This is a genomic window from Desulfurispirillum indicum S5, assembly GCF_000177635.2.
Classification (GTDB): domain Bacteria; phylum Chrysiogenota; class Chrysiogenetes; order Chrysiogenales; family Chrysiogenaceae; genus Desulfurispirillum; species Desulfurispirillum indicum.
Window position 1 is genome coordinate 2,902,350 of sequence record NC_014836.1, and the last position, 26,028, is coordinate 2,928,377.

25 protein-coding genes and 1 pseudogene are annotated in these 26,028 nt (G+C 54.3%); 13 read left to right on the forward strand and 13 right to left on the reverse strand.

What is annotated here, in order from left to right; translation table 11 throughout:
- Positions 1 to 13 precede the first annotated feature (13 nt).
- Positions 14 to 553 carry a hypothetical protein gene (locus SELIN_RS13420; protein WP_013507175.1) on the reverse strand — a complete coding sequence of 180 codons (540 nt, stop codon included), beginning with the start codon at positions 551 to 553 and terminating at the stop codon, positions 14 to 16.
- Positions 550 to 1,026 carry a hypothetical protein gene (locus SELIN_RS13425; RefSeq protein ID WP_013507176.1) on the reverse strand — a complete coding sequence of 159 codons (477 nt, stop codon included), beginning with the start codon at positions 1,024 to 1,026 and terminating at the stop codon, positions 550 to 552. Before SELIN_RS13425 ends, SELIN_RS13420 begins: the two co-directional genes overlap by 4 nt.
- A 487-nt stretch (positions 1,027 to 1,513) precedes the next feature.
- Here SELIN_RS13425 and extH point away from each other — a divergent pair, with 487 nt between their 5' ends.
- The 9 genes from extH to extS all read left to right on the forward strand — a co-directional run bounded on the left by extH (position 1,514) and on the right by extS (position 9,672).
- A complete protein-coding gene (gene extH / locus SELIN_RS13430; protein WP_013507177.1) occupies positions 1,514 to 2,791 on the forward strand; it encodes a selenite/tellurite reduction operon rhodanese-like protein ExtH in 1,278 nt (425 codons plus the stop codon).
- A gap of 47 nt (positions 2,792 to 2,838) precedes the next feature.
- On the forward strand, positions 2,839 to 4,029 hold the full coding sequence (extI, locus tag SELIN_RS13435) for a selenite/tellurite reduction operon porin ExtI (RefSeq protein WP_013507178.1): 1,191 nt from the start codon (positions 2,839 to 2,841) through the stop codon (positions 4,027 to 4,029).
- A 25-nt stretch (positions 4,030 to 4,054) separates the two neighbouring features.
- Complete coding sequence (gene extJ, locus SELIN_RS13440) at positions 4,055 to 4,297, forward strand: selenite/tellurite reduction operon protein ExtJ (protein WP_041726168.1); 243 nt, start codon at positions 4,055 to 4,057, stop codon at positions 4,295 to 4,297.
- Between the two features lie 149 nt (positions 4,298 to 4,446).
- A complete protein-coding gene (gene extM, locus SELIN_RS13445; RefSeq protein WP_013507180.1) occupies positions 4,447 to 6,303 on the forward strand; it encodes a selenite/tellurite reduction operon c-type cytochrome ExtM in 1,857 nt (618 codons plus the stop codon).
- On the forward strand, positions 6,242 to 7,492 hold the full coding sequence (gene extO / locus SELIN_RS13450) for a selenite/tellurite reduction operon b-type cytochrome iron-sulfur cluster-binding subunit ExtO (RefSeq protein ID WP_013507181.1): 1,251 nt from the start codon (positions 6,242 to 6,244) through the stop codon (positions 7,490 to 7,492). Before extM ends, extO begins: the two co-directional genes overlap by 62 nt.
- Complete coding sequence (locus SELIN_RS15025) at positions 7,450 to 7,842, forward strand: QcrA and Rieske domain-containing protein (protein WP_013507182.1); 393 nt, start codon at positions 7,450 to 7,452, stop codon at positions 7,840 to 7,842. The genes extO and SELIN_RS15025 overlap by 43 nt, the downstream gene beginning before the upstream one ends.
- The gene (locus SELIN_RS13460) at positions 7,839 to 8,474 is read left to right on the forward strand and encodes a cytochrome b N-terminal domain-containing protein (RefSeq protein WP_013507183.1); all 636 of its coding nucleotides are present in this window, start codon (positions 7,839 to 7,841) and stop codon (positions 8,472 to 8,474) included. The genes SELIN_RS15025 and SELIN_RS13460 overlap by 4 nt, the downstream gene beginning before the upstream one ends.
- A gap of 53 nt (positions 8,475 to 8,527) precedes the next feature.
- Positions 8,528 to 8,887, forward strand: a complete 360-nt coding sequence (gene extQ, locus SELIN_RS13465; RefSeq protein WP_198007103.1) for a selenite/tellurite reduction operon b-type cytochrome membrane protein ExtQ — start codon at positions 8,528 to 8,530, stop codon at positions 8,885 to 8,887.
- Entirely contained in the window at positions 8,863 to 9,672 is an 810-nt protein-coding gene (gene extS / locus SELIN_RS13470) for a selenite/tellurite reduction operon c-type cytochrome lipoprotein ExtS (RefSeq protein ID WP_013507185.1), read from the forward strand. The genes extQ and extS overlap by 25 nt, the downstream gene beginning before the upstream one ends.
- A gap of 63 nt (positions 9,673 to 9,735) precedes the next feature.
- On the opposite strand, the gene SELIN_RS13475 is transcribed toward extS, so the two are convergent.
- The 6 genes from SELIN_RS13475 to SELIN_RS13500 form a co-directional block, all read right to left on the reverse strand.
- Positions 9,736 to 10,221, reverse strand: coding sequence for a rhodanese-like domain-containing protein (locus tag SELIN_RS13475; protein ID WP_013507186.1), 486 nt, complete (start codon positions 10,219 to 10,221; stop codon positions 9,736 to 9,738).
- A gap of 65 nt (positions 10,222 to 10,286) precedes the next feature.
- The gene (locus SELIN_RS13480) at positions 10,287 to 11,456 is read right to left on the reverse strand and encodes a rhodanese-like domain-containing protein (RefSeq protein WP_013507187.1); all 1,170 of its coding nucleotides are present in this window, start codon (positions 11,454 to 11,456) and stop codon (positions 10,287 to 10,289) included.
- A gap of 23 nt (positions 11,457 to 11,479) precedes the next feature.
- A complete protein-coding gene (locus SELIN_RS13485; RefSeq protein ID WP_013507188.1) occupies positions 11,480 to 12,043 on the reverse strand; it encodes a 4Fe-4S dicluster domain-containing protein in 564 nt (187 codons plus the stop codon).
- Between the two features lie 3 nt (positions 12,044 to 12,046).
- Positions 12,047 to 14,239: a molybdopterin-containing oxidoreductase family protein gene (locus tag SELIN_RS13490; protein WP_013507189.1), complete on the reverse strand. Its 2,193-nt coding sequence runs from the start codon at positions 14,237 to 14,239 to the stop codon at positions 12,047 to 12,049.
- A gap of 25 nt (positions 14,240 to 14,264) precedes the next feature.
- Complete coding sequence (locus SELIN_RS13495; RefSeq protein ID WP_041726173.1) at positions 14,265 to 14,777, reverse strand: TorD/DmsD family molecular chaperone; 513 nt, start codon at positions 14,775 to 14,777, stop codon at positions 14,265 to 14,267.
- The gene (locus tag SELIN_RS13500) at positions 14,777 to 15,109 is read right to left on the reverse strand and encodes a hypothetical protein (protein ID WP_013507191.1); all 333 of its coding nucleotides are present in this window, start codon (positions 15,107 to 15,109) and stop codon (positions 14,777 to 14,779) included. The genes SELIN_RS13495 and SELIN_RS13500 overlap by 1 nt, the downstream gene beginning before the upstream one ends.
- 911 nt (positions 15,110 to 16,020) lie before the next feature.
- On the opposite strand from SELIN_RS13500, the pseudogene SELIN_RS15580 reads away from it, so the two are divergent.
- The 3 genes and pseudogenes from SELIN_RS15580 to SELIN_RS13510 all read left to right on the forward strand — a co-directional run.
- Positions 16,021 to 16,365 (forward strand): annotated as a pseudogene (locus SELIN_RS15580) (methyl-accepting chemotaxis protein); the annotation flags it as partial.
- Positions 16,354 to 17,031 (forward strand): bacteriohemerythrin, encoded by a 678-nt coding sequence (locus SELIN_RS15585; protein ID WP_425481181.1) that lies wholly within the window; start codon positions 16,354 to 16,356, stop codon positions 17,029 to 17,031. The pseudogene SELIN_RS15580 and the gene SELIN_RS15585, both read left to right, overlap by 12 nt.
- A gap of 127 nt (positions 17,032 to 17,158) precedes the next feature.
- The gene (locus tag SELIN_RS13510) at positions 17,159 to 18,784 is read left to right on the forward strand and encodes a bacteriohemerythrin (RefSeq protein WP_013507193.1); all 1,626 of its coding nucleotides are present in this window, start codon (positions 17,159 to 17,161) and stop codon (positions 18,782 to 18,784) included.
- A 10-nt stretch (positions 18,785 to 18,794) separates the two neighbouring features.
- On the opposite strand, the gene dut is transcribed toward SELIN_RS13510, so the two are convergent.
- The gene (gene dut / locus SELIN_RS13515; protein ID WP_013507194.1) at positions 18,795 to 19,220 is read right to left on the reverse strand and encodes a dUTP diphosphatase; all 426 of its coding nucleotides are present in this window, start codon (positions 19,218 to 19,220) and stop codon (positions 18,795 to 18,797) included.
- Positions 19,221 to 19,234: 14 nt separating this feature from the next.
- On the opposite strand from dut, the gene SELIN_RS13520 reads away from it, so the two are divergent.
- On the forward strand, positions 19,235 to 19,822 hold the full coding sequence (locus tag SELIN_RS13520; RefSeq protein ID WP_013507195.1) for a DNA-3-methyladenine glycosylase: 588 nt from the start codon (positions 19,235 to 19,237) through the stop codon (positions 19,820 to 19,822).
- Between the two features lie 17 nt (positions 19,823 to 19,839).
- Here the strand turns inward: SELIN_RS13520 and SELIN_RS13525 are convergent, their stop codons facing one another.
- Genes SELIN_RS13525 through SELIN_RS13540 form a run of 4 tightly spaced genes read right to left on the reverse strand, consistent with a single transcriptional unit; the run spans position 19,840 to position 25,808 of the window.
- Complete coding sequence (locus tag SELIN_RS13525) at positions 19,840 to 21,246, reverse strand: YyaL domain-containing protein (RefSeq protein ID WP_013507196.1); 1,407 nt, start codon at positions 21,244 to 21,246, stop codon at positions 19,840 to 19,842.
- Positions 21,243 to 21,656 carry a YraN family protein gene (locus tag SELIN_RS13530; RefSeq protein ID WP_083806069.1) on the reverse strand — a complete coding sequence of 138 codons (414 nt, stop codon included), beginning with the start codon at positions 21,654 to 21,656 and terminating at the stop codon, positions 21,243 to 21,245. The genes SELIN_RS13525 and SELIN_RS13530 overlap by 4 nt, the downstream gene beginning before the upstream one ends.
- Entirely contained in the window at positions 21,589 to 22,755 is a 1,167-nt protein-coding gene (locus SELIN_RS13535) for a two-component system sensor histidine kinase NtrB (RefSeq protein ID WP_013507198.1), read from the reverse strand. The genes SELIN_RS13530 and SELIN_RS13535 overlap by 68 nt, the downstream gene beginning before the upstream one ends.
- The gene (locus SELIN_RS13540; RefSeq protein WP_013507199.1) at positions 22,752 to 25,808 is read right to left on the reverse strand and encodes a tetratricopeptide repeat protein; all 3,057 of its coding nucleotides are present in this window, start codon (positions 25,806 to 25,808) and stop codon (positions 22,752 to 22,754) included. Before SELIN_RS13540 ends, SELIN_RS13535 begins: the two co-directional genes overlap by 4 nt.
- Positions 25,809 to 26,028 lie beyond the last annotated feature (220 nt).

Consider the following 26,028-nt stretch of genomic DNA (forward strand, 5'->3'; position numbering starts at 1 on the left):
CACTATTTGACATTTATTTCTTTCCCCCTCCCTCCAACACCGTAAAGCTTTCGCGGAACCAGCGATCCATGATAATGGCAATGACAATAAACACTGGCAGGGTCACCAGGGAGCGCACAATGGTGAACTGCAGCCCCAGAAAGGTGATTTCAAAGCCCAGCATGGGCAGCTTCATGGTGGAGAAGGCCCCGATATACACAAAGATATTGCGCACACTGGTGCCCTTTTTCCACATGAGATAGACGATAGGAAAGGCCACATAGAGGGGTCCGGCCTGGAACATGGCCAGCAGCACCATCCACAGCATGGAGATGAGCCCGGCGTCCTGCCCGGTGTGGCGCTGGACAAAATCCCGGGGAATCCACACATCCATCAGTCCGATGAGAATAAAGACAGCCGGCAGCACGGAGAGGACCTCCAGCAGGGAGTCGCCAAAACTCAGCCCAATCTGCACTCCGGAATTCCAGTCCAGCAGATGGGAGAGCCCAACGCCCAGGATAAAAAGCAAAATCACCCCAAGGCTGCGGCGATGCTGTGCCAGGTAGGCGCTCATAGCATCCCCCACAGCAGCCACATGAGCACCCCGATCACCAGGGAACCCACAAAGCTCAGACCATTGCGGGCCAGGGCTATGCGCCAGCCAAAGTACTGCCGCTCCAGGGGGAGAGTCACCACCCCCACCATCATCAGTGACGTGACGAAGACGGCGATAATGGGATAGGCAACGCCATTGTTCAGCAGGAGCGCGGCGATGGGAAAAGCTACAAAGCCAGGCATCATGACCACCGCTCCCAGCAGGGCGGCTCCAAGGTAGGCTACCAGGCCGGAAGTCTGCCCAAGCCACCTTTCGATGGAAGCGGGGTCAAGCAGACTGAGTGCTATCGCAAGAGGAGCCAGTATGGCCAGCAGCGGCGGCAGGAGATTGGCAAACATTCTGCCGCCTTTGACAATACCCTCGCGGGTGCGGGAAAAATTGACGATGGCGCTGATGAGAACACACAACACCGTCATACTATAGAGCAGCATAATGCACCTTTGAGAAATACGTATGCCAACGGGCATCTGCCATAGCTTTACTCCGAAACATCAAGGACATCAAGAGGCTGACTGATGCGTTACTATACCACTTGGAGCTTGCACACTCCTTGACGGGGAGGCACCGAAAAAAGCTCACCAGCTCCATTAAACATATTTTCTTCAAAGAGCTTAAATATATATGGCGTTTTCGCCATTAAAACTCATGCGCCTATCTTACAATGCTTTATATTGAAAATCTCATGCGCATTACCTTCCACTTCTCCATATAACAGGTATATTTCATTATGGCCTTTTATGCATACTTCTTCTTGACAATATGGCAATTCTTGCATAGTATTAATTTGGGAAACATTTCACGTGATGGTTGCAAACCATTCAGCACGTTCCCGACACTCAAGAAGGAGGCATATTCACCCGTTTACCGGTGCACAGCACCCATGGAGAGACAAACACTATGAAGAAGGATGGAGGTATCATGAAAATGTTTTTCACCCCATTGAAGCAGAGTAAACTGGTTCTGCTGCTGGCCATGATCCTGGCAACAGGCCTGCTGATCGTCGGCTGCAGTGGCTCCGACAGCTACACAAACCATACCAAGCAGGCGCTGACGCTCACCCCGACTCCGCTTATCGAACCAGCGACCCTGAAGTCCTGGATGGATCAGGGGCTGGTGAATGCCGCTGCCCACAGTGAAAATGTGGTCATTCTGCAGGTAAGTCCTGACACTGCATACGATGACAGCCCCAGCATCCCTGGCGCCTACCTCTGGGATCAGGGTCTCCTGAACGCCAACCGCCTGGAAGGCCTGGCATTTAACGGTACCATGACCGCCACTGGCGAAACTATGGATGCGATTCTGCAGCCAGCTGGCGTCAACGGCAACTCCACCATCGTGCTGACCTTTGTGGGCACTGGTGCAGCTGACTTATACCGGGTTTCCCGCGCCTACTTCCACCTGCGCTACTGGGGCTTCCCCAAAGAACGCATCAAGCTCCTTAATGGCGGGAACGCCGCCTGGGAAGCGTCCATCGCCGATAACAGCTGGGATATTGCAACCTACGGCATGGATGTTTATGTGAAGCCTGAGCCACGCACCTCCAGTTTCAGCGTACGAGACAACGGCGCCCTGCAGGATGGCCTCCGCTACTCCATCGGTGAGATGCTGCAGGCGGTGGATGCCAATCTCGCCAGCATGGACGCCACGACCACGCGTACCATCAATATCATTCAGCAGGCGGCTCCTGGCGCACACATTATTCTGCACGCTACGGGTATCCCCCATGCTGAGTTCTCAAAAGAAGAAGACGGGCTGCGCAGGTTCAAGACCGCCGAGGAGCTGGTAACCCTGCTGGAGACCAATGACATAAACTCCAACCTGGTAACCATTACCCACTGTGTCTCAGCCACCAGTTGTGCACCCAGTTTCTTTGCCCTGGACGCCATTCTCGGCTGGCCTGCCGCTATTTATGACGGTTCTGCAAGCCAGTGGAATGCCTACCGTGGCATCAAAACAGGTGTCGGTGAGGGAGGCGTTATTCCCAATACCGCCTGGGACACCAACCCCCGCTCCGTAGATACGGCAGGTACAACAGCAACTGACATAATTGATCCAAAACTCAACACCCTGTACCTCACCATTGATGATCCCCGTGCCAATCAGATTGAGAATGAGGACTGGGAGTATATGCTTACCCCAAGACAAACCACGACACCCCCCAGCAGTGTTGGTGGCGGAGCTCCTTCCGGCTGCTGATTGAACAACGATATTGAGAACCATCGATTTACCTAGGAGGTAGCCTCGTGAAAATAGCAAAATCCGCGTCCCTTATGGCTGGCTTGTCGATGCTGGCAACACCGGCTCTGGCCGGCCCGATCTGGTCCTTCGGACCTGAGGATCAGGGGCTGATGAAACTCGACTACAAGGCCCAGTTCCAGATGAATCTCCGCGATACCGGTTCCGGCTCTGACGGGACGGGCAATACCAGTGAATTCAACTTCCGCCGCAACCGCCTGGCCCTGATGGGAGCCTACGGAAGCAATTTCAGCCTCTATGTGCAGACCGAGTTCAACGAAGACAACAATATCACTCCCATGAACGTCAGCGACGGCAACAATTCGGATTTCCGCATCCTGGATGCCGTCATGCGCTTTCGTCAGAGCCCCAGCCTGAATGTATGGGTGGGGAAATTCAAGTACAACCTGACCCGCGAAAACCTGGAGTCATGTGAAGAGCCTCTGACCCTTGATCGCTCCGCTATGCTGCGCGCTCCCCTGGCCAGCAGCGGCACCCGTGACAAGGGCGTGGCGGTGTGGGGAAATCTGGCAGACAATATGTTCCAGTACCGCTTTGATGTCATGAACGGCCGCAATGACGCTGAGTCAGCGCCCAATTCCAACTTCCGCTATAGTGCCCGTGCCCACGTTTCCCTTCTGGATCCTGAAGCAGGATATGGCTACAAGGGCACCTACCTGGGTGAACGCCGCGTTCTGACCATTGGCGCGGCCTACCAGATGGAAGACGAGGTGGCCTACGCTGATGTGGCTGGCAGCAGCGACCCGGTTGACTACCGCGCCTGGACGGTGGATCTGTTCTTTGAGTACCCGGTGGAAGACGTGGGGACATTCACGGTTTCCGCGGCCTACGTGGATTACGATCTGGATGACGCCTACCAGGGTGCCAACCCCGATCCTGCCACAATCGGCCTGAACGGCGAAAAGAACGGTGGATACATCAAGGCCGGTTATATGCTGCCCAATCTGCCCCTGCAGTTCTTCGCCCGCAGTGAAAACTGGTCGTTTGCCAGCCTGAATGGCGTTATTGGCCAGGAAGTTGACTGGAACAGTGTCGGCGTGAATTACTATCTGCGTGGGCAGGATCTGAAACTGACTCTTGAGTACTCAAAGGTTGACTTCGATCAGGAAGGCACCTTCGGCGGAGTTACCACGGAGAACTTTTCCACCCTCACCGCTCAGCTTCAGCTGATGTTCTAAAATACCACCGAATAAGGAGCACAGAATGATGGCCAAAAGAATTTCAATTGTTTTTCTGGTATCCATAATCGCACTCTATGCCGCTGGAATGGCAGTTTCCGCTGAACTTCAGGGCAAAGTGGTCGATGTGAAGGGGAAAACCGTGACCATCGAGATCAACAAGGGCAAAGCTTCCGACCTGTCAAAAGGCGACACGGTCGAAATCAAGTCCGAGGAGAAAAAAGCAACTCCACCACGGCGTGGGCAGGATATGCTGATGGGCTGCTGAGCAGCTTTCTGCGGGGCTGGAAACAGCCCCGCTTTTTTCTTGTGCAGATTCCTCGCCTTTGCCTTGTGAATGACATGACACGGGACGCCCTCATTGCTATACTTTGCTCCGTGTGACATTTTCCCGTATTTTCTCTGTCTGGATGTCCGATGAACTTTCTCTTTCCCATACTCATGGCTCTGGTACTCATGATAGCAGGCTGCCAGCTTTCCCCATCTGAGCCCAAAGCGTCAGGGTGCGTGCAGTGCCATCAGGGCCTGGAACAGGTCTCCCCCAGCCATCATGACTGCACCCAATGCCATGGCGGCGACCCGGACACCATGGATGAAAATATTGCCCACTGGTCCATGTATGGCCCCAAAAATCCCTCATCGCCGCAATACTGGGAGAGGACGTGCGGCAGCTGTCATACCTATCAACTGCAACGGGTGCAGTCGAGCCTGATGAACACGGCAACGGGAATGATCAAAAACATTCAGCTTACCTGGGAGGGAGAAGACGGCAAACTCTATGCCAGCAAGCCACTGAAAACCTATGGCGCCGATGGTACGGAGCTGGTACTGGAGGGTGTGGAAAAGCTTGATCACCTGTCCGGTGAGCTGTACCGCAAGTTCTGCGCCCTGTGCCACGTCGGCATTGAGTCCAACCAGTCGTGGTCGGCAAGCCATGCTGCCGGATGCGCGGCCTGCCACTTTCCCTATAATGACAATGCCACCTACCAGGGCGGTGACCGGCACCTGCAAGGCAAGTGGCCTTACTCCGAGACCCATGCCATGCAGGTGCTGCCAGAGAATCGTGTCTGCTTCCGCTGCCACAACCGCAGCGGACGAATTGCCATGAGTTATGAAGGTCAGAATGACGGCAACAACAGCCTTGTTCCCACCAATCAGGGGTATCCCGGCCCGGAGCTGATAAGCGGCATACGCAACGCGACGTCCATTGCCCCGGATATACACCACAAACGGGGCCTTGAGTGTATCGACTGCCACACATCACGGGATATTATGGGTGACGGCTACGCCTATGAAAACATGTATGAACAGGTGGAAATCCGGTGTGAAGACTGCCATGGCAGCGCAGACAGGAAGCCCGCCTACGCGGAAGTAGCCCGCGAGCACTCAGAAGCAGTGCGGGAATCGCAGCACTACCAGCGCCAGGTAAAAATGGGCGACAAGATGATCCTGACCTCCAAAGGGCGAAAATATTCCAATGTGTTTTATGAGGATGGAGCTGTCTGGCTCGTCAGTAAGCGCACCGGTGAACGCCACGAAAGCAAGGTGATCACCCAGACACCAGAGCATACCATCGCCGGCCACGAACGCCTGGAGTGCTACAGCTGCCACTCACGAAGTGTCGCGCAGTGCTATGGGTGCCACACCCAGTATGACCTGCGTGAGCAGGGAAGGGATTTTATCAAAGGCCGCAATACTCCTGGCGCCTTCAGCGAAACCGAGGACTACCGCACCCTCTACCCCTTCCCCCTGGCATTGAATCAGCATGGCAGAATATCTCCGGTCACGCCGGGTTGCCAGACATTTGTGACGGTCGTAGAAGCAGATGGCAGCCTTTCGAAAGACAGTTATGTCTCTGTGTACGATGGAAAACAGCGGTTGCGCTTTGCCCCTTTCTTTGGCCACAACATCGGCAGCAAGGCTGTCAGCTGCGAAGAGTGCCACGGAAATCCCGCTTTTGCCGGCTTTGGGCAGCATGTGGTTGAGGGGAACTCCATCACGCCAACCCTGCTGTGTGAAAAATCTGACCGCAAGCCTCTGGATGGCTTTCTGACCCTGGAGGAGGGAACGCTGGAAGCGTTTTCGGCCATTACCCGTGAAAATTCACGCCCCCTGAACGCCCGGGAAATTCGGCGCATGTGGGCTGTCAACCAGTGCCTGATATGCCATACCGACCCCAAAGATCCGATATACCAGAAGGAGCTTGACTACCGTGTACTTTCTCGTTGCCTTGATCGTCCTGCTCATGCCCGCCCCGCTTCCGGCAGCCACTGACAAAAACTGCCTGGACTGCCACCAGAACCATGTCACGGGAGCTCATGCGGAGGTCTCCTGCTCCGCGTGCCACGGCACCTTTGACGAGCACCATCAGGCTGGGGTGCCATCCCTTATTCAGCACCGCTGCCAGGCGTGCCATGAGGGCACTGTCGGGATTTTTCAGGGCCCCATGGCAACGCGCCATAAGGAAAAGGCTTTCGTTGAGCGCAGCTGGGGAAAGGCAGATCCTGATTTTTTTCAGATAAACTGCAAAGGGTGCCATGTACAGAGTTGCTTTGACTGCCATGGTTTCGAACGCCAGACCCATCGGTTGACCAGGCCCGCCACACTGAGTTGCCACTCCTGTCATCGGGGATATTATGTTGGAGCCGATTACTACGGCTATGCCCCGCGCGAGGATGCCCTGCGCTATCAGCGGGGTGCCGATATTCAGGGGGAGAAATATCTGAAAATGCGGCCTGATGTGCATCAGCGCGCCGGAATGTCCTGCGGTGACTGCCACAGCATGCCGAGCCTGGCTGCCGGAAAAAGCAGCGCGAAATACTGTCGCGACTGCCACACACCCGACCCGAAAATTATCGAACACGGAATACCTGCCCACATGGAAAGGCTCGAGTGCTATGCCTGCCACTCGGGCTGGGGCGCTCAGGAATACGGAACCTTTTTTGTTCGCTTTACGCAAAGCCCTTTTCAGGAGTACTTCCACGTCCGAACCGGAAATACCGCCGAAAATTATATCCGGAGCGCTTACCTGAAAAGGCAGGATCTGCCTCCGCTCGGCATAAATCAGCGCGGTCTTGTCAGTCCGATCCGCCCACAGTTTCTGGCCTACTTCAGCGATATCAAAGCAGAAGAGGTCGTCGGCGAAGAAAACCGGCTACTGGCAGCAGAGTGGAAGGCGTTTTTCCCCCATACGGTTCAGCGGGGAACTCCCATGTGTGACGCCTGTCATAACAGTCCACGCCGGTTTCTGCTGGAGAGCCCGGAAGACCGCATTTACCTGCCGGCAGCTGATGGCCTGGGACTGGATTCATTCTGGCAGCAAGAGAATCAGGTGATGGTCAACGGATCCTTCTACGAGCGCCAGCGATTTGATAGGATGTCACGACGTGACAGCAATTACACAAAAGCATATGTGGAAAAATGGAAACAATTTCTGGAAAACGTCGACGATTTCTCACACTAGCCCTTGGCCTGCTGACGCTTGGCGGTATTGTACGCTTTCTGCGCCCAAATATCGCCCGTCAGGATGTGCGCCTTCATGTTGATTACGAGCCAGTTCCCGCCGGTGGGGCTCTGGTCTACCGGGAATCGCGGGTCGCCCTGATCCGCAATCAGGCTGACCAGGTGTACGCTCTTGATCTCACCTGTACTCACTTGGGCTGCACACTGACGGTGACCCCATCAGAGATTGTCTGCCCTTGCCATGGAAGCCGTTTTGATCGATCCGGAAATGTACTGCAGGGGCCAGCGGAGCGCCCACTGCGTCAGCTCCATGTCTCCCGCGACGCGCAACACTGGACTGTCAGCCAATGAAAGTACATGAACCCCTCAAAGATTTCCTGGTACATCTTTTTCCGCGAGTCGTCATCAGAAAAAACCTGCGGATTCAGTATACTTTCTGCCTGGGTGGCCTGGCACTGACGTCCTTTCTGATGCTTCTTTTCAGTGGATTTCTGCTTGTTTTTTACTATCAGCCCACCAGTGAGGGCGCCTACGCGTCGATTCTTTTCCTGGAGGAACATGTGAGCGGCGGTAAATTCATCCGCAGCCTCCACCGCATGAGCTCCCACGCCCTGCTGATTCTGATCTTCCTGCACACCCTGCGTGTGATTCTGACAGGTGCCTATCGCCCGCCTCGCCAGATGAACTGGCTGATCGGGTTCGCGCTTCTCTGCCTGGCACTGTTTGCCGCCTATACGGGATACCTGCTGCCCATGGATCAGCTGGCTCTCTGGGCAACGCAGACGGGAATGGAGCTGGTGGCCATTGTGCCCGGAGGAGGCTATGTCCGCGACTTCCTGCTTCCCGATGGTATTGGTGGAACCCTCTCAATTCTTCGTTTTTACGCGCTGCATATTGTCGTACTGCCCGTGCTGATGATCATTCTGTGCGCCCTGCACTTTTATCGTATCCGCAAAGACAAAGGACTGCTGCCATACCTATGAAGCACGAATATATCAAGAGCTCACCTACTTTTTTCCAATTGATTCTGAGGGCCATGGGCGCAGCCTGCGTATTTCTGGTAACCCTGGCTCTCCTGATCCCCGCGCCACTGCAGGAAGCGGCTGATATGTCAGAGGTGCCCAACCCAGCGCACTCCGGCTGGTTTCTGCTGTGGATGCAGGAACTGGTGAGCTATTCCAACGCCTTTATTTACCTGATCATCGCCCTGGGAGTCTTTTTCGGCATGCTTCCCTGGCTCCCACGCACCCGCCCGGCAGAAAAAGCCCAGTGGTTTTCCAGGGATCAGGGAATCATCAATTCCATTACACTGATCAGCTTTGCCGGTATTCTTGTGCTGACGGTCATAGCACTTTACTTTCGGGGGGAAAATTGGTCCTTCGTTCTGCCATTCTGATTGGAGTGCTGCTGGGAAGCGTTATCCTGACGACAGATGCTGCAGCAGTTCAGCCACGCTGCATGAGCTGCCACACACCCCACTCCCAGCACCTGACCAGCTGTACCGACTGCCACCGTGGTGATCCCCGCTCTTCGCGCAAGCAGATTGCCCACGCTGGAATCATCCCGGCAGCCTATGCCCGGTTCAACCTCGATCGCTCCCAGGAAGTTGAAATGGGAAATCAGGCCATAGATTCCTTCGCGTGCCGTCGCTGCCATACGATAGGCGGGCGGGGAAACGCCCTGGCCAGCAACCTTGATCGCAGCGCCATGGCAAACGCTCCCGGCACCCTGGCCCTGGCCATAGCCTCACCGGTCACCTCCATGCCTCAGTTTCATCTGCGGGAGTCAATGATTATAAGTATCGTTAACGCCCTTTACGCCTCATCCCTGGGTGCCACACCCCCCAGCCAGGGAGAAGTTCCCCAGGTCATCTACTTTGATGATCCGAGCACCCACAGGGATGATGTTTTCACAAAGCACTGTGGCAGCTGCCACCGCGTACTGACAGCCATACGGGGCAGCCTCGGCAGTGGCGAAGTGGCACCGGATCTTTCCGGCCTGCTGACAGATTATTACCCGCACACCGCACGGGATCAGCGCCCCTGGAACAGGGAAAATCTCGAAACATGGCTGCACAACCCCCGGGAAAAACGATCGGCATCACCCATGCAGCCTCTCCGCCTCTCCCGCCAGAATCTGCTTGAACTCCTGGATATCCTGGAGGAAAAGGGCACACCGTAATTCCCATAAAAAAACCCGCCGAAGCGGGTAAAGCAGAAGAAGGAAAAAGAAGGAGAGAATTGCTTATTTTACGGGATAGCCTTCCGCCATCCAGGCATCCATGCCACCAACAACATTGGTTACGCTGGGATAGCCAAGATCAATAAGAGCTTTTGACGCGAATATTCCCCGTGCACCTGACTTACAGATGACATAGATGCGCTCGTTGACATCAACCTGAGCAGGCGCGCGGAACTCCAGCAGTCCACGGGAAATGGTCTTGGTTCCTGCAAAATCAATAACGCCGACTTCCCACTCATTTGGGTCGCGCACGTCAATGACAGTAATATTTTCGCCTGCCTCTATCATCTTATTCAGTTCCTCAACGGAAATCTCAGGCGTAACCTTGCGGGCTTCTGTCAGCAGGGCGATGCGATTGGCAATCAGGTCATCAGCACTGGAGGCAGCAACCGTAATCGGAGCCTTTGCCGCATGTCCACAGCCGATGGTGATAAAGGCAAAGAGCAGAAGGGCGGTAAACGGCATGATCCTGTTTTTCAGAAAATGCATAGTCATCTCCTTTTTTAAAAAAATCTCCAGAGCGCGGAGAAGGCGCGCCCTGGAGTTAATGAGACTTACTGGATAGTAAAGGTTCCGTCAGCACGAATCTGAATGGTTTTATCCAGATACTGAATGCCTTTGGGGAACTTCACTTTTTCATCTTCGATCACAAAGAACACGCCAGCTGCGCGGGCGCCTGTAGCACAATGGATAACCACGGGCTTGTCAGTGGGCACCTTTTTAATGGCAGCATCAAAATCGCCCATGAAATCGCCATCGGGAATGTGAATGGCGCCGGGGATCATGCCGTTCGCCACTTCGCGGGCTCCACGTACGTCGATGATAGTGTAGTTGCCGGAAGCCACGGCTTTTTTGAAGTCATCGGCTGAAATGGTAGCGCTTGCGCCAGTGGAAGGAGCCGCAACAATGCCGCTTGACTCGTTGCCCCAGGTGGGGTTTCCTGCTTTTTTCCAGTCAGGTACGCCAGCAGAGTACACTTTCACATTTTTGTAGCCCATTTTCAGAGCAGCGGAAGCGGAGAAGTGGCTCAGGTCACAGTGGTGGCCACCACACAGGAAGATCAGGTTGGTACTCTTGTCGTTGGGCAGCAGGCCTTTTTTCTGGTCAAAAATAACCCAGGGGATGGACACGGAACCGGGGATATGCTCCTTGGCATATACCAGCGCTGGACGTGAGTCCACCACAAGGACGTTTTCCTTGTCACGGGCGTCAACCATGCGCTTCACATAGGGAGTTTCACTGATCAGATAGTTGCCGGCAGCTTTCCAGCCTGGATCGCCTTCATAGTAGACTTTCACGTTGGTGTAGCCATTTTTCTTGGCAATTTCTGCTGCCTCGGGGCTCAAGTGACAAGCCAAACCACCGCAGTAGAATATGATCAGTTTATCCTTGGGCAGCTTGTTCAGGTTAGCTTCAACGGCAGCAGGGGGCATGTGGATAGAACCGGGAATGGTGCCTTCCTGGAAACGTGGCAGGGGGCGGGCATCCACCATCAGGAAGCTCTTGTTCTTCTTGAGGGTTTCCTCGATCAGAGGCGCGTCACCATACTCCTTCTTGAACAGATCCATCACTTCCTGGGTAGTGATACGCAGAGCGGGATCCTGGGGTACGTGGTTGGAGGTATCAACAGCGGATTTCGCTGCCTGACCACCACATCCCACGGCAACAAAGGCAAAAAGCAGCAGAGCAACAAAAGGCATCAGCGTTTTTTTCATGAAGGCCATAATTCTCTCCTTATTCTCTTGGTCTACGAAATATAGTGCAGGTTCGGCTTCGTGCCTTTTTCCGGCTGCAGAACACGGGCCTTGGGATTGGCCCTGAGCAGGCGGGATACAGCACTGTTGGGGTCATTCATATCGCCAAAAACACGTACCTTGGTGGGGCAGGTGTCAACGCAGGCGGGAACTTTGCCCTGGGCGACACGGTGGGAACAGAAATCACACTTGTCCGCCTTACGATTCTCGCTCATGTAGCGCGCGCCATAGGGGCAGCTGATAACACAGAGAGTGCAACCAATACAGGTGCTCTTGTTCACCACTATGACACCGTCTTCTCTGGCGTAGGTGGCCTTGACGGGGCAGACGGGTACACAGGGGGGGTTAGCGCACTGGTGACACTGCTCAGGCTGAAAGGTCTGCTTCAGGTTCGGGTAGGTGCCTTGGATGCCTTCAGTTCCGATCCAGTTGCGGCGCACGTCCTGTTTGCCTTTGGCATCAATGCCATTCTCGCGCTTGCAGGCCACATCACAGGCCTTGCAGTCAATACACTTGTCCGGGTCGAGGACTATGGTCCAGCGTTTATTTTGTGCCATGGGTTACACCTTCCTGATCTCAACGAATGTTTCGTGCATGGCAGCATTACCGGAGATTGATTCGTAATGAGACTCCAGAATCTGCGACTGGGTAGCACCGCGCCCATAGACCAGAGGCTGTCCTTTCGACAGACTGCCATACCCATGGGCGTAGAATACGCAGTCGGGGCGGATGGCCTCGGTGACCTGAGCCTTGATACGCGCCTCGCCACCAGTGCGGTTTCTCATGAGCACTTCATCGCCGGAGCTGATTCCCATCTCCTTGGCCTTGGCGGCATTGATCCATACGGTATTCTCGGGCATATGCCAGTTCAACTCGGGGAAATTGGATGTCATGGAGTGGGTATGGATGGCATGGCGACCTACGATAAAGCGGAACTGGTTGCCAGCTGGCTGTTCAGGCTTGCGATAGACGGGCATGGGATCAAATCCACGGCTTTCAAAGTCCTCACTGTACAGTTCAACCTTGCCAGTTGGCGTATTGATCCTGTTTTTGCCACTGCGATAGGCACCGATTGGTGCCGTGCGGCCATCGGTGTAGAAGGCTTTTTTCTTCAGCATCTCCAGAGCACCGGGCAAACCGGATACCATATCCCTGGTATGGCTTTCCACATCGCCACTGAAGTACTCATCAAGGGTAAAGCCGTCTTCATCCTCAAAGTGGGCAGCCAGTCCAACGGAAATTTCAAAGCCGGACTTGGTGTCATACATGGGCGGTATCAATGGCTGGCGCAGAGTCAGCGTGGGCTCAATACCGTTTACCCCATAGGCATTAGGCGGATCAAGGCGCTCAAGGTAATTGGTTTCCGGAAGCACAACATCGGCAAACCAGGCCGTATCACTCATGAAGGTGTCTATGCAGACAATAATGTCCATCTTTTTAAACAACTCCATGGTCTTGTTACGGTCGGGTACCGAGTCAACCACGTTCTGCTTGTAGATAAACAGTCCGCGGATGGCATAGGGATCACCCTTGAGGGCGCGGTCGCGCCAGGGAATCCAGGCCCCATCGCGGGGATTCAGAAAGGTGACGTCATCCGCCTCCAGGCGCGGCTTGGGATCAGTGTACCAGGCGGGCTCGTAGAAGTAACTCTTTGTGGGAATGGCAATATTGGGAATCAGTCCACCGGGGCGATCGAAACTGCCCACAATGGCATTGACCATGGCAATGGCGCGGCGGGTCTGCACATCATCAACCAACCAGGAAGAACGACGACCGGGATAGAAAACCGCACCGGGAGTTTTGGCAAATTCACGGGCGATTGCCTGAATGTCGGCAGCCGGAATATCCGTTTCCTTCTCCGCCCACTGGGGAGTGTACTGCTTGACGTGTTCTGCCAGCTTGTCAAATCCTTCACAGTGCTTGCTGACAAAATCCTTGTCGTGAAGGCCTTCGCCAATAATCACGTTCATCATGGCCAGGGCAAATGCCATGTCAGTGCCCGGCTTGATGGGATACCACTTGCTCGACTTGGCCGCTGTCTTGGTAAAACGAGGGTCGAGGCAAATAATTTTTTTACTTTTATCTCCAAACATATCCATGGTGTCAGGGGTAAAGATGGATTCAGCCCGATCCGCACCCGCCAGGATAATGTAAGGGGAGTTCTTCACATCTGCGCTGGGATAGGTACCAAACACCGACATGAAGCCACGGATAACGGAACTCAGGCACAGCGTGGGGTGGCGCAGGGAGTTGGGCGACCCGAACACTTCGCGGAACTGGTTCCAGTAATGCTCGTGGTAGGTTCCTTCGGAGGAGACAAAACCGATGCAGGCGCGGTTTCCATTTTCCTCTTCAACTACTTTGTTGGTCTTTTCGGCAATATAGGCAAAAGCCTCTTCCCAGGAAACCTTGCGCCATTTCCCTTCACCGCGTTCGCCTGTGCGGATCATAGGGTGCTTGACGCGATCGGGATCATAGGGAGTCCAGGCACCAGCGTTGCCGCGAGCGCACATCATACCCCTGGCCTTCGGGAAGTCGGGCTCAGGCTCAAGGCGCTTGATAACGCCATTGACCACCTGGCCACGGAAAACACATTTGTTGGTACAAATGGCACAGCTGGAGTTGACATAGCGCACCTGTGGCGCGGGTGAGCTCTCCTGGGCCTGGCTGACATACCGAAAACCCGGCACGGCTCCCATGGCTCCAAGCGTGGCAACCGAGCCCTGGAGAAATGTTCTTCTGGTGAAACTCATAGGTACCCTCGTATTCGTTTCTTTTTCATATGCTGATTTTTCTGCTGGAGATGCTTGCCAAGTCCTCCAGCAATTGCTGAAGGTAGCGCGCCGCTTCCAGATAGAGTCCGCTGTCATCATGGGACTGCAGGCGCTGCACAAAGGCCTCGGGCCAGAGGGAGAAGTAATCTTCGAGATGGACTTTTACATGTTCCGGTGCCATCTCGTTTTTTATCATCATGGCCAGCACTTCAAGCATCATGGGGATATAGTCCGGCGGATAGGAACGATCCAGTTCAATGCCACTGGAGCGTGCCAGACCACTGAAAGCCTCCATAAAGTCCAAGCGGTTCACATCCAGATAACACCCAGCAAAGGGAGGGGCTTTTACCCCTCCCAGGTCATTGACAAACAAGCGCACGTAGATGCTTTCCAGATCATTCAGTTCAAAACCCGCTGCCTGGGCCCACGCTTCCGCAGGATAGGCAAAGGTGTCAGCCACCTTCAGCAGCTCATGAGCAAGATCTTCCGCTCCTACCAGCACTTCAGTTGGCTCCATCAGCCGCAGGACTCAGGCTTCTGGTTCATGGGGTTGTCGGAGTCGGAAGCATGCTCGTAAAGGAACTTGTACACATGTCCGATGATGCGCTGGTTCAGTCCGGAACCGCCACAGGGCAGTTTGCCCTTATCGCTGGTGAGCATTTGCTGCCATTCCGCACGGGTATGCGTTCCGGGAACAGGAATAGGATCTTTGCAGTCACGAGCCTGACCGGTAAACCACGCCCACTGGCCACGAGCAACGTTGCCATTTTCCCAGCCACTGAGGTCAAAGGCAAAGGATGGAATTGTGAAAAATAGGGCAACCATGGAAACAAGCAGAAATTTTTTCATCTCTAAACTCCTTTGGAAATTTCAAGGCACTCATTGCCTGAATTGACATTGTATGATGGCAATATAGTAATATTTCACAAAAATTCAATATAAATCGGCCCAAAGGTACCTATTCTTTCAGGGAAGCTCTTCGAAAAGGCCGCCAGCAGAAATACTCACACGTCTTAGATTCCCGGCATGGTGAGCGACTGAAGATCGGCATGGTTATGTGAAAAAGTTCTCGACAAAGGCCGCGGCTTCCCTCTAAAATGCCACAACAAAAACGATTACTATTCCCCCTATGGAGTCACATCATGCCACAAGGTTTCAAACTGCCGCTTCTTGTCATCCCCTCTGTCTCCATCATACTTTTCCTGACGGCATCTTTCCTGGTAAGTCATATGGATGCAAAAGTTATTATCGCGTCGATACTCTTCATATTAACTATAATATCGATTCTCTTTCAGGTTCGCGCAGCAAAAGCCAGCAGCACTCCTTCAAAAGAGCTTCAGGCGGCCATTCTGCGCGATCCCGGCAACCTTGCCTTTCGCCTCAGGGGGCCTGCTTCCGCGCCATTCAATCAGTTTCTTGATTTTCTGTGCAGCCACATCAACCAGCTCAAGGGCGCTTCCGCAAGCCTCCAGCAGGAAACCGCCTACATGGGCGACACCGCCGCAAGCGTCACCACGGAGTTCAGGCATAAGGTCAGCAGCATCAACAACGTCGCAAAGGCCATGGAGGCCATGGCCACATCATCGCAGGATGTCATGCAGACCCTCCAGGATATGATCGAAAAAACCGATTTCGCCAACAGTCAGACTTCCGAGGGGAAAAAGCAGCTGGAAATGGCCACACAGAATATCGGGGTCATCAAGGCCAAGGCACAGAGCCTGGCGAGCACTATTCAGGAGCTCAGCCAGTCTTCCGGAAAGATCAGTGCCATCCTCAATGTCATCAACGATATCGCCGACCAGACAAACCTCCTGGCCCTCAATGCCGCCATTGAAGCCGCAAGGGCCGGGGACTCGGGGCGCGGTTTCGCCGTCGTCGCCGATGAGGTGCGAAAGCTGGCGGAGAGAACCCAGAACGCCACCAAGGAAGTCAGCGTTATCATTAACACCCTCTACTCAGAAACCGAGAGCGCGTTCAAGGAAATGGAAGAGGCCAACAAGAGTGTCGACGAGGGGGTCGAGGTTATTGAAAAGGCTGAAGCCGTATTCAACGATATTGTGGATTCCGTCCAGGAGATTGATCAGGCAAACGGCATGATCGGTTTTGCCATCAAGGAGCAGGACAAGCTGATTCAGAAGACCAACAGTGATCTGCAGCAGATGGCTGCCGGCCTGGAGAAAAGCACCATGTCACTGGCGGATATCACCGACACGGCCATGGGCCTCAAGGAAGCCACTGAACAGCTGGAGAGAACCCTCTCCCAGCTGCGTACCAGCGACCACGAACCGGTCGCTACTGCCGGCGCTCCCAAGGCGCTGGCGCCCGTGACCAGCAGCAGACCTGCGCACCCCAACGGGAAAAACCATGACGGGCCGTTTTTTGTCTGGAACGATAAGCTGTCGGTAGGGATAGAGCACTTTGACAACCAGCACAAACAGTTGCTCTCCATTGTCAACCGTCTGGCCAGCGCCGTAAAAAAGGGCGAAGGCAAGCATGTTCTGGCGCCTACCTTCGAAGAGCTGCTGCAATACACCACCACCCACTTCAGAGACGAAGAGGCCTATATGGAAAAGCATGGGTACAGGGACATTGAACACCATAAGCAAATCCACGCCGATCTGGTGCAACAGGCGCTGAGTCTGAAGTCGAAGTTCGACGAAGGTGACCTGATGGTGGCTGCTGAAACCCTGGAGTTCCTCAAGAAGTGGCTCTCCAACCATATCCCCAAAGAAGACAAGCAGTATGGAGCCATTGGCAAACCTTTTCACTGAAACACTCCTGAAGGGAATCTTTTCCACCAAAAGCTCTCCTCCAATGTGGAGTATCCTTACTCGACAAAAGGAATTCCTTCCCTTATAAGTGAAGGTTGATGACACTATTTCCCCCGAGGTTGCCCGCATGAAACAGAACATTCAGAGTCTTCAGGTCACAATCTGTGCAGTAACCCTTTTCATCGTAAGTCTCTTACTGCTGCGATACACCTCGGTGAACCCGCTGTGGATAGTGTTTGTCATCACCATAGCCATGACCGCGCTTGCCCTGATCTACGCCCGCAAAGCCAACAGCACAGCGGATGAATACAGCACCCGGCTTCCCATTCTGCGCGATCCCGGCAACCTTGCCTTTCGCCTCAGAGGGCCTGCTTCCGCGCCATTCAATCAGTTTCTTGATTTTCTGTGCAGCCACATCAACCAGCTCAAGGGCGCTTCCGCAAGCCTCCAGCAGGAAACCGCCTACATGGGCGACACCGCCGCAAGCGTCACCACGGAGTTCAGGCATAAGGTCAGCAGCATCAACAACGTCGCAAAGGCCATGGAGGCCATGGCCACATCATCGCAGGATGTCATGCAGACCCTCCAGGATATGATCGAAAAAACCGATTTCGCCAACAGTCAGACTTCCGAGGGGAAAAAGCAGCTGGAAATGGCCACACAGAATATCGGGGTCATCAAGGCCAAGGCACAGAGCCTGGCGAGCACTATTCAGGAGCTCAGCCAGTCTTCCGGAAAGATCAGTGCCATCCTCAATGTCATCAACGATATCGCCGACCAGACAAACCTCCTGGCCCTCAATGCCGCCATTGAAGCCGCAAGGGCCGGGGACTCGGGGCGCGGTTTCGCCGTCGTCGCCGATGAGGTGCGAAAGCTGGCGGAGAGAACCCAGAACGCCACCAAGGAAGTCAGCGTTATCATTAACGCCCTCTACTCAGAAACCGAGAGCGCGTTCAAGGAAATGGAAGAGGCCAACAAGAGTGTCGACGAGGGGGTCGAGGTTATTGAAAAGGCTGAAGCTGTATTCAACGATATTGTGGATTCCGTCCAGGAGATTGATCAGGCAAACGGCATGATCGGTTTTGCCATCAAGGAGCAGGACAAGCTGATTCAGAAGACCAACAGTGATCTGCAGCAGATGGCTGCCGGCCTGGAGAAAAGCACCATGTCACTGGCGGATATCACCGACACGGCCATGGGCCTCAAGGAAGCCACTGAACAGCTGGAGAGAACCCTCTCCCAGCTGCGTACCAGCGACCACGAACCGGTCGCTACTGCCGGCGCTCCCAAGGCGCTGGCGCCCGTGACCAGCAGCAGACCTGCGCACCCCAACGGGAAAAACCATGACGGGCCGTTTATTGTCTGGAACGATGAATTGTCTGTGGGAATCAGACGCTTTGACGATCAGCACAAAAAGCTGGTCAGCATCATCAACAAGCTGGCGAACGCCGTCAAGCAGGGAGCCGGGAAAAGTGTCCTCGACAATGTCTTTGACGAACTGCTGGACTACACCGTAACCCACTTCGAAGACGAGATTTCCCTGATGAAGAAGCACGGCTACCACGAAGCACCACAGCATCAGGAAATCCACGACAGCCTGGTACGACAGGTTCTGAAACTCAAGGAAAAATTTGACAAAGGTGATCTGCTGGTGGCAACGGAAACCCTGGATTTTCTGCGCAACTGGCTCTTCAAGCATATCCGCCAGGAAGACAAGAAGTACAGCAGCTTCTTCCAGTCAAAAGGGATGTAGAAAAACTCCCCTACCGCTTGCCGGTACTGCCAAGCCCTTTGCCACCGCGCTGGCTGGGAGCAAGCTCCTGCACCTCTTCCAGCTCGGCCCGCACCACGGGAGCGATAACCAGTTGGGCAATGCGGTCCCCCCGGGCAATGTTATAGGGTTTTGGCCCGAAATTGCGGACGACCACATGGACTTCACCGCGATATCCCTGATCCACCGTACCGATTTCAAAGGAGAGGTGAGTATTGAGGATCATGCCGGAGCGTGGTCGTATCTGCCCTTCATAGCCTTCGGGAACTTCCAGACAGATTCCGGTCAGCACTTTGGCCACATCGCCGGTATTCAGAAGAACGCCGTGGGCGGCAAACAGATCCATACCGGAATCTCCGGGATGGTTGTACTGGGGAAGGCTGTAACAGTGGGACAGACGCATGATTTTGACTTTCATCAGGTGTTCCTCTCATGTCAGATGATACTCAATGGACTCAGATCACGCCACCTCTGCTCAGTTGCCTCGACGCTGTGGCAGGGGCATGCTTTCTGGTGGGAAAAATCCTGGTCATGGAGCGGGGAAGCACAAGATACAGCTGCCGTATAATCGAAACGGAAGCATATCATGGTTTTGACGACCCCGCATCCCACGGGTACCGGGGCCCGACTCCCCGCAGCCAGCCCATGTTCGAATGGGGCGGGCGCTATTACATCTACTTCATCTATGGCAACCATCATATGCTCAATGTGGTGACTGACGCCGCTGGTATGCCTTCAGCGGTGCTGATCCGCGCTGCGTTTCCCATGGAGGGCTTTTCTCCATCGGAACCAGGCCATACGCGCATTCTCAATGGGCCGGGAAAACTGTGCCGCCACCTGGGGATCGACCTCTGCCTGAACAATACTGCCATACATCAAAGTCCCCTGAGCATCTGGAGCGATGGATACCAGCCACAGAACCTTGGGCAGGGAACGCGCATCGGCATAAAAAAGGGTACGCATCTTCCCTGGCGCTTTGCTGACCTGAGGTTCCGGGCCTTCCTTTCCCGACCCATCTGAGAGGCAGGTACAGCTCTTCAGCTTTCACCTGCTTCCAGCAGGTTCTCGGCGACCACCAAAGCCAGCAGTCCCGTTCCATAGGTGTATTTCTGATTGCCGAATCCACTGTAATTCTGCCGGAACATGGCCAGAACATTACGGGCGCACTCGCGATACATGGAGGCTTCCGTCAGTTCAGCCGCTTCAAGGCAGGCCAGAACAAACTCCATATTGGCGTCAAGCGGCCGCAACAACGGTAAACGGTCACTTTGATCCTTCGCCATCAATACTCCCCCCAGGGAGAGCATCAGGTGGGAGATCGCGTACCCAAGTGCCCTCAGGCCTTTCTGAAGAAAGCGGGTTTCTTTGTTGTAGCGGTAACAGGCAAAAAAGGCGCGAGCACAGGCCACCTGGGTACTCAACAGGGGCACAGGTGCCCGCGCAGACGCAAAGGGCAGAACGGCAACGCTGCCATCATCGGCCACGGTCTGCTCAAGGCGTGCCGCAAAGAGGGAGATATTCGCCTCAAGTCCGGCTGGCAAAAGTTCTTTGTCCCGTGCCAGCAACAGGCAGCGCAGCAGGTGCATATTGTCGGCGGTATACATGGTCGTGGTGGAGGAGTAGGTGGAATAGAGCCCCTCATCCTTGGAAAAATTCCCTTCAATAGCCTGCAGCAAGGCCTCGATAGCTCGGCGCGAAGAAGTCTCGTCCTGCTGAGCAAAGCTCACCAGCGCCTCCATGGCTTCCAGCTGATGGGAGAGTTTTTTGATGGGCAGGGGTGTCTCCCCCTGTATTGAGGCAAAAAAGCCATTATTGTGCGGATCCCACAGGACGGCGGCCATGTGTTCCATGTACTGCCCTGCCAGACTGGTCAGGTGCTCATCGCGCAGTATCAGAGCTGCCTGGGTGACAAAGAGCAGCATCTTTCCCTCGAATCCGATAGTCTTCTGTTCCGACAGTGGTGTCGCAATCCGCTGCAGTTCCTGTTCACAGGAACGCATCAGCGCGCCAATAACCGTCTGAATTTCATTCATACCCCAGGAAAAGGCTTCCTGCACGGGATAGGCGGGCATGCCCACGGGAACACCTGCTTTGGTGCCCTCATTGATATATTGTCTGCGGGCCTGGAACAGCACTTCGTAGAGGTCTTTTTCCTGTGGCTGCACCACGCAAAGGATACGCCCTTCCGGGCTCAGCAGCAGGGTGGACGGGTAATAGCCGGGACTGAGCAGCAGCTCAATGTCGGGCCGTTCCTCCACGGTCACCTTCACCGGGAGAAAGTTGCGTTCAATTTCCTCCAGGGTATAGGCTTCCTGGGCACCTGGCTGAAACTGTGCGTCCATACTGCAACTGTTCAAGTCGGAAACCAGCATCAACAGTATCAGCTTCAGTTGCTCCGCTGCTTCTTCAAAAATCTCTTTACTCCATGCTTTCCATATCATCATTCATTCCCCCTGAAGGCATCCTGATAGTGTTCAAGAGCGGCACCATTGATGGCAATGACATCAAAGCGCACATCCCCGTCCCAGGGATGCTGACGCAGGTAATGGGCAGCGGTTTTCCACAGCTTGCGCTGCTTGGTGCGATCAACCGTATATTCAGCCAGTGTGGCCGGATGAGAGCGAAAGCGTACCTCGACAAAAACCAGTGTCATTTCATCCAGAGCCACTATATCAATTTCACCACTGCGGGTGCGATAATTGGTGGCGCGGATGACAAAACCCTGATTCCGCAGATAACCACTGGCCATCTGCTCATGATGCAGGCCGGTATCGCGGGTTGTTGCCCTATCCCCGGGGGCATCCGGGGAGTTTGATGGTAAAAGTCGTTCCCAAACCTTCCTGAGATTCAACATTCAGCACTCCCCCATGGGCCTCGACAATGCGGTTGACGATGGAAAGGCCCAGCCCGGTGCCCCTGGCCCTGGTCGTGTAGAAGGGGATAAAAATTTTGCGCAGCGTCTCCTGATCCATTCCCTTGCCATCATCCTCCACCCGCAGTACGCAGGCATCGGAATCGGTATCGCGCTCTACCGTCAATGCAATGGTCCCACTTTCCTCGATGGCATTGACGGCGTTCTGCACCAGGTTGAGCAACACCTGGTTGAGCAGGTCAAAGTCTCCGTGCAGCTCGACGCCGGAAGCAACCTCTCTGATGGTGCGAATATTCTTTTTATATTTCAGATGCTCGCTGAACTTCAATACCTCGTCCAGCAGGGCCGTCGCGTCAAAGGTCTCTTTCTGGATACTGAGATTACGGGTGAAGAGCAGCAGATTGCTGATGACGCTGTTCAGGTTGCGTACTCCACTGACAATATTGGCAGCCAGTTGCTGTTTTTTGCTGTCATCGGCGAGATCGCGAAAGAGCAGGGAAGCAAAGAGCTCGATGGAACCCAGGGGGTTGCGGATCTCATGGGCTATATTGGCAGCCATCTCCCCCATGGCTGCCAGCTTTTCGTTGCGGGCCGCCTGCTGCTCAAGCTCGATGATGCGGGTGAGGTCGCGGAAATAGAGGATGGTTCCGGCACTTCCCTCCAGGGGCGTCAGGTTGTACTCAATAACTCGACGCTTCTGGCCCGGCAGATAAAGGGTTGCCTGACGGGAAAAGTTCTGGAGGTGATCGCTGGTGAGATCTTCGCAGGAGTCAAGGATATCGCTGAAGATGGACAGGTGCCAGATATTGCGCCCCAGGATATCGTCATCGTGCTGTATAAGCAGCATTTCCTTGGCGGCGCGGTTCACCACGGTGATGGTCCCATCGGCATCCAGCCCAAGCACTCCGTTGGAAATGCTCTCCAGAATATTGGTGAGATAGCGGTTTTTCTCATCGAGGGCCAGATTCAGATTGGCAACTTCATCTTCAAGTTTGGCGTAGGATTCGGTCAGGCGCCTGGACTGTTCATTGAAGTAGTCCATGGCCTTCATGAGTTCCTGAAGATCCAGTTGCTCACTCATCGCAGTTGTTCCCGCATACGCCGGTTCCACTCGTAGGAGTCGAGTTCCTGTTTGGCCCGCAGCCCGGTAACGCTTTCGGGGCTTCGCTCGTAAATGCTTTCGTAGATGGTGATGGCCTGCGCTACCCGGTTCGTGCGTTGATAGGCTATCGCCTGCTGCTCCATGAAGTACAGGATACGTTCGGATGATGCTTCTTCATGACCGTTCAACAGCTGCAGCGCTGATTCGCTCAGGCCAATAACGGTCTCGTGGTCACTCTGCGCCGCCGCCATGCTGACCAGTTGCTGATACGCATCAACCACCACCGGATCAAGGGTGGGATTGATCTCGTAGTTATCAACAATATCCTGGTACTGCTGGCGGGCTTCGTCATCCCGGCCAAGGCTGCGCAGCAGCTGAGCTCCTTCAAAGCGCATGCGCCGACTCTGGGCCGGATCATCGTCACTCAGCAGCTCAGCCGCTTTCAGGAAGGTTTCGACAGCGCGGTCGGAGCGGTTCAGACGGGAGAAAGCGTTCGCCAAGGCTTCATAGGCTTCCACCATCAGGGGTTCATCCCGCTCCATTCTGGGCTCCAGGGCGCGTACGACCCGCTCATACTGTTGCAGACCCCAGTAATTGAGCGCCCGCAGGTCATCCAGTTTTTCCGAATAGGCCGCAGGCAACACCTGCTCCATGTCGTTGATATGCTCCAACCCGCGATCATGGAAACTCAGGCGCGTATAGGCAAGGGAAGCCAGCTTGGCCGCCTCAAAATACTCTTCCGCGCTCATGGCCAGGTATTTTTCATACACGTGAAACTGGTCTATAGCCTCCACATAGTTACTGGCATTGAAGGCCTGCAGCACATTTCCTTTGCCAGCTGCCACCAGAAAACGCTGGGACATGGCGGCGTAGGGGGTTTCGGAAAATTCGGAGAAGATGCGGTCGAAGTAGGTTGATCCATCCTCGTAGTTACCGTTGTTAAAAAAGAATTCTCCCTGTTTAAACAGAGCGTAGACACGCAGATCACGGAAGTCAGCACTGCGATACCCGGTTTCATAGTTCTGCACCGCTTCATTGAGCCGGCTGATGGCCCGCTGAAACTGAAGACCATCTATCTCTTTATGAGCCAGGCGATGCTGCAGATCGCGAATGTGGCGCTCCACCTCTTCGTGTCTGGCTTCGCCATTATAGAGTCCAGCATAGCGCTTCAGGTGCTCCAGCGCCCGATAGGGATCCTCATCCATCATGGCAAGACCGATGATGACAAAGTTCTCCTGGGCCAGCTCCACAATGGCAGCATGGTTTTCCTCGTCGTTAGGCAACAGGGGCTGATTATTCAGATACGTACGCAGCAGATCATAGGAAACGCGAAAGTTCCCTTCTTCATGTTCAAACAGGGCCCGCAGGTAGACTGCCCGGTGCTGCTTGGAGCGCACCTCCTCCGCTTCATCGGCCAGGGGAAAACTGCGCAGGAAACTTCTGGCCATGCTCTCGGCAACTTCATAATTGGCCAGGCAGATCTCACCGTCAATTTTCCCGAGAATAACCTCTTTTTCCAGTTCTGCGCTGTGAATACCAAATTCAACCAGGGAGTACAGGCCCATGGCATCCTCACACAGATCCTTCTCCATCAGGATTCTGGCATGCAGCAGCTGCCCGCGCGAGGCATCCAGGGTATCGGGGTACTTTCCCGTCAGCTCACTGATAAACATCTGGGCCAGGTCGGTGTTGCCCACGGTGTGGTGAATGGTCGCCAGCTCAAGAAAAGCCTTGGCAGCACCATCAAAATGGGGATACACATTGATGACTCGCTGCAGATTCCAGGCAGCCTTACGCAATTCACCCACCTGGTGGTAGGACTGGGCTGCTTCCAGGAGAAGCTGGGGATCAAAGGTAAAAAGTTCAGAGTACTCATTCTGCAGGCGGGTAAAGTAATCGGCGCTGCGCTGATAGTGGTCGGCCTTAAACTCAAGCCGAGTCAACTGGCGCAGGGCTTCCATGCGCCAGTGATCTTCGTCGTACTGCAGCAGTGTTTCCATAGCCTCAATGGCTCCACGGACACTGTCCTGCTCAAGTTCAAGCCGCGCCACTGCCAGGAGTGCCGGACCTATGTACTCATTGACGATTGGTGACGGAATCATCTCGTAGTGAAACTTCGCGGCTGCCGGGTTGCCCAGGGCTTCATAGGACTGGCCTATGCCATAAATGGCGCGGGGAACAAAGCGACTGCCAGGATACAGATCAATAGCCTTTTCATACACGGTAATGGCGTCACGAAACTGTACTCCCGGTGGTTCCTGGGGAATATTATGATAGGCATCACCCAGGAGAAAAGTGGCTTCCTCCACCAGAGGTGATTCCGGGTGCTCCCGGATAATATACAGCAGCTCATCCAAAGCCTGCAGATCATTGCCTTCCCCAAAATAACTGTAGGCCTGGCGCAATGCTATGGCGTCAGGGGTATTCAATTCCCTGAGCTGGCGATCACTGCGATAGGGGTCAAGCATTCCGATAGCACTGCTACGCAGCTCCAGCTGATAGAGGTCTTCTTCTGTCAAACCTGGCCCCATGGGGCTTTGGGGGGAAACCGGCCCGGTAAGTACGGGAGTTTCAGGAGTTATCTGCATCTCCTGAGCCAGTGACTGCAGCAACTGGGCTACATTGGCCTGAACCTGGGATATACGCCGCCGATCGGCATCAAGAATAACCTGGATAACAAAGGGATCGTTATCAAAACGATCGGAAATGGTGACCGGAACATGTCTGAGGTGAATAATGAGGTTCCCTCGATAGGAGGTTACCTTTTCCACCAGCGTTGAGTTAACACTACTGAAAATTATCTCGGGCATATCAACATCGAAGCCGGGAATTTCTACCAGCACCTGCTGAATAATAGTATAATCCCTTACAATATAAGGAACCGGTTGATCCATGACAAAGGAAACCACTTCACGGATTCTGCCATCCTCATCCTTTTCCACTTTAAAGCTGACTGTGGCTCCCTGGGCGAATCCGCTCAGCACAAAGACAGCAATCAGGGCACGGATAAGGTGCAAAGGGGAATAAACCATGTACTTCCTGTCCATTTGGAGTCACTTCGCCCGCTGGCCAGTGTTTACTTTTCCGGCAAAAGCAGATACAAATTCAACGGACATTTTTACAGGTTTCGCCTGTATAAAACAACCGTTCCGCTATGATCTTATCATAGTATAGGAAAAATAGAGTGTATAGCCCTATTTTCCAGTGATCATCGACTTTTCCGGATGCTTGCCACTATCAGAAGCCACGATG

What these genes read in the sequence shown, in the direction of transcription:
- SELIN_RS13420 (WP_013507175.1), bottom strand. Translation starts at nt 553, where the DNA reads ATGAGCGCCTACCTGGCACAGCATCGCCGCAGCCTTGGGGTGATTTTG.
- SELIN_RS13425 (WP_013507176.1), bottom strand. Translation starts at nt 1,026, where the DNA reads ATGCTGCTCTATAGTATGACGGTGTTGTGTGTTCTCATCAGCGCCATC.
- extH (WP_013507177.1), top strand. Translation starts at nt 1,514, where the DNA reads ATGAAAATGTTTTTCACCCCATTGAAGCAGAGTAAACTGGTTCTGCTG.
- extJ (WP_041726168.1), top strand. Translation starts at nt 4,055, where the DNA reads ATGATGGCCAAAAGAATTTCAATTGTTTTTCTGGTATCCATAATCGCA.
- extM (WP_013507180.1), top strand. Translation starts at nt 4,447, where the DNA reads ATGAACTTTCTCTTTCCCATACTCATGGCTCTGGTACTCATGATAGCA.
- SELIN_RS15025 (WP_013507182.1), top strand. Translation starts at nt 7,450, where the DNA reads ATGGAAACAATTTCTGGAAAACGTCGACGATTTCTCACACTAGCCCTT.
- SELIN_RS13460 (WP_013507183.1), top strand. Translation starts at nt 7,839, where the DNA reads ATGAAAGTACATGAACCCCTCAAAGATTTCCTGGTACATCTTTTTCCG.
- extQ (WP_198007103.1), top strand. Translation starts at nt 8,528, where the DNA reads ATGGGCGCAGCCTGCGTATTTCTGGTAACCCTGGCTCTCCTGATCCCC.
- SELIN_RS13475 (WP_013507186.1), bottom strand. Translation starts at nt 10,221, where the DNA reads ATGCATTTTCTGAAAAACAGGATCATGCCGTTTACCGCCCTTCTGCTC.
- SELIN_RS13480 (WP_013507187.1), bottom strand. Translation starts at nt 11,456, where the DNA reads ATGGCCTTCATGAAAAAAACGCTGATGCCTTTTGTTGCTCTGCTGCTT.
- SELIN_RS13485 (WP_013507188.1), bottom strand. Translation starts at nt 12,043, where the DNA reads ATGGCACAAAATAAACGCTGGACCATAGTCCTCGACCCGGACAAGTGT.
- SELIN_RS13490 (WP_013507189.1), bottom strand. Translation starts at nt 14,239, where the DNA reads ATGAGTTTCACCAGAAGAACATTTCTCCAGGGCTCGGTTGCCACGCTT.
- SELIN_RS13495 (WP_041726173.1), bottom strand. Translation starts at nt 14,777, where the DNA reads ATGGAGCCAACTGAAGTGCTGGTAGGAGCGGAAGATCTTGCTCATGAG.
- SELIN_RS13500 (WP_013507191.1), bottom strand. Translation starts at nt 15,109, where the DNA reads ATGAAAAAATTTCTGCTTGTTTCCATGGTTGCCCTATTTTTCACAATT.
- SELIN_RS15585 (WP_425481181.1), top strand. Translation starts at nt 16,354, where the DNA reads ATGATCGGTTTTGCCATCAAGGAGCAGGACAAGCTGATTCAGAAGACC.
- SELIN_RS13510 (WP_013507193.1), top strand. Translation starts at nt 17,159, where the DNA reads ATGAAACAGAACATTCAGAGTCTTCAGGTCACAATCTGTGCAGTAACC.
- dut (WP_013507194.1), bottom strand. Translation starts at nt 19,220, where the DNA reads ATGAAAGTCAAAATCATGCGTCTGTCCCACTGTTACAGCCTTCCCCAG.
- SELIN_RS13520 (WP_013507195.1), top strand. Translation starts at nt 19,235, where the DNA reads ATGTCAGATGATACTCAATGGACTCAGATCACGCCACCTCTGCTCAGT.
- SELIN_RS13525 (WP_013507196.1), bottom strand. Translation starts at nt 21,246, where the DNA reads ATGATGATATGGAAAGCATGGAGTAAAGAGATTTTTGAAGAAGCAGCG.
- SELIN_RS13530 (WP_083806069.1), bottom strand. Translation starts at nt 21,656, where the DNA reads ATGTTGAATCTCAGGAAGGTTTGGGAACGACTTTTACCATCAAACTCC.
- SELIN_RS13535 (WP_013507198.1), bottom strand. Translation starts at nt 22,755, where the DNA reads ATGAGTGAGCAACTGGATCTTCAGGAACTCATGAAGGCCATGGACTAC.
- SELIN_RS13540 (WP_013507199.1), bottom strand. Translation starts at nt 25,808, where the DNA reads ATGGTTTATTCCCCTTTGCACCTTATCCGTGCCCTGATTGCTGTCTTT.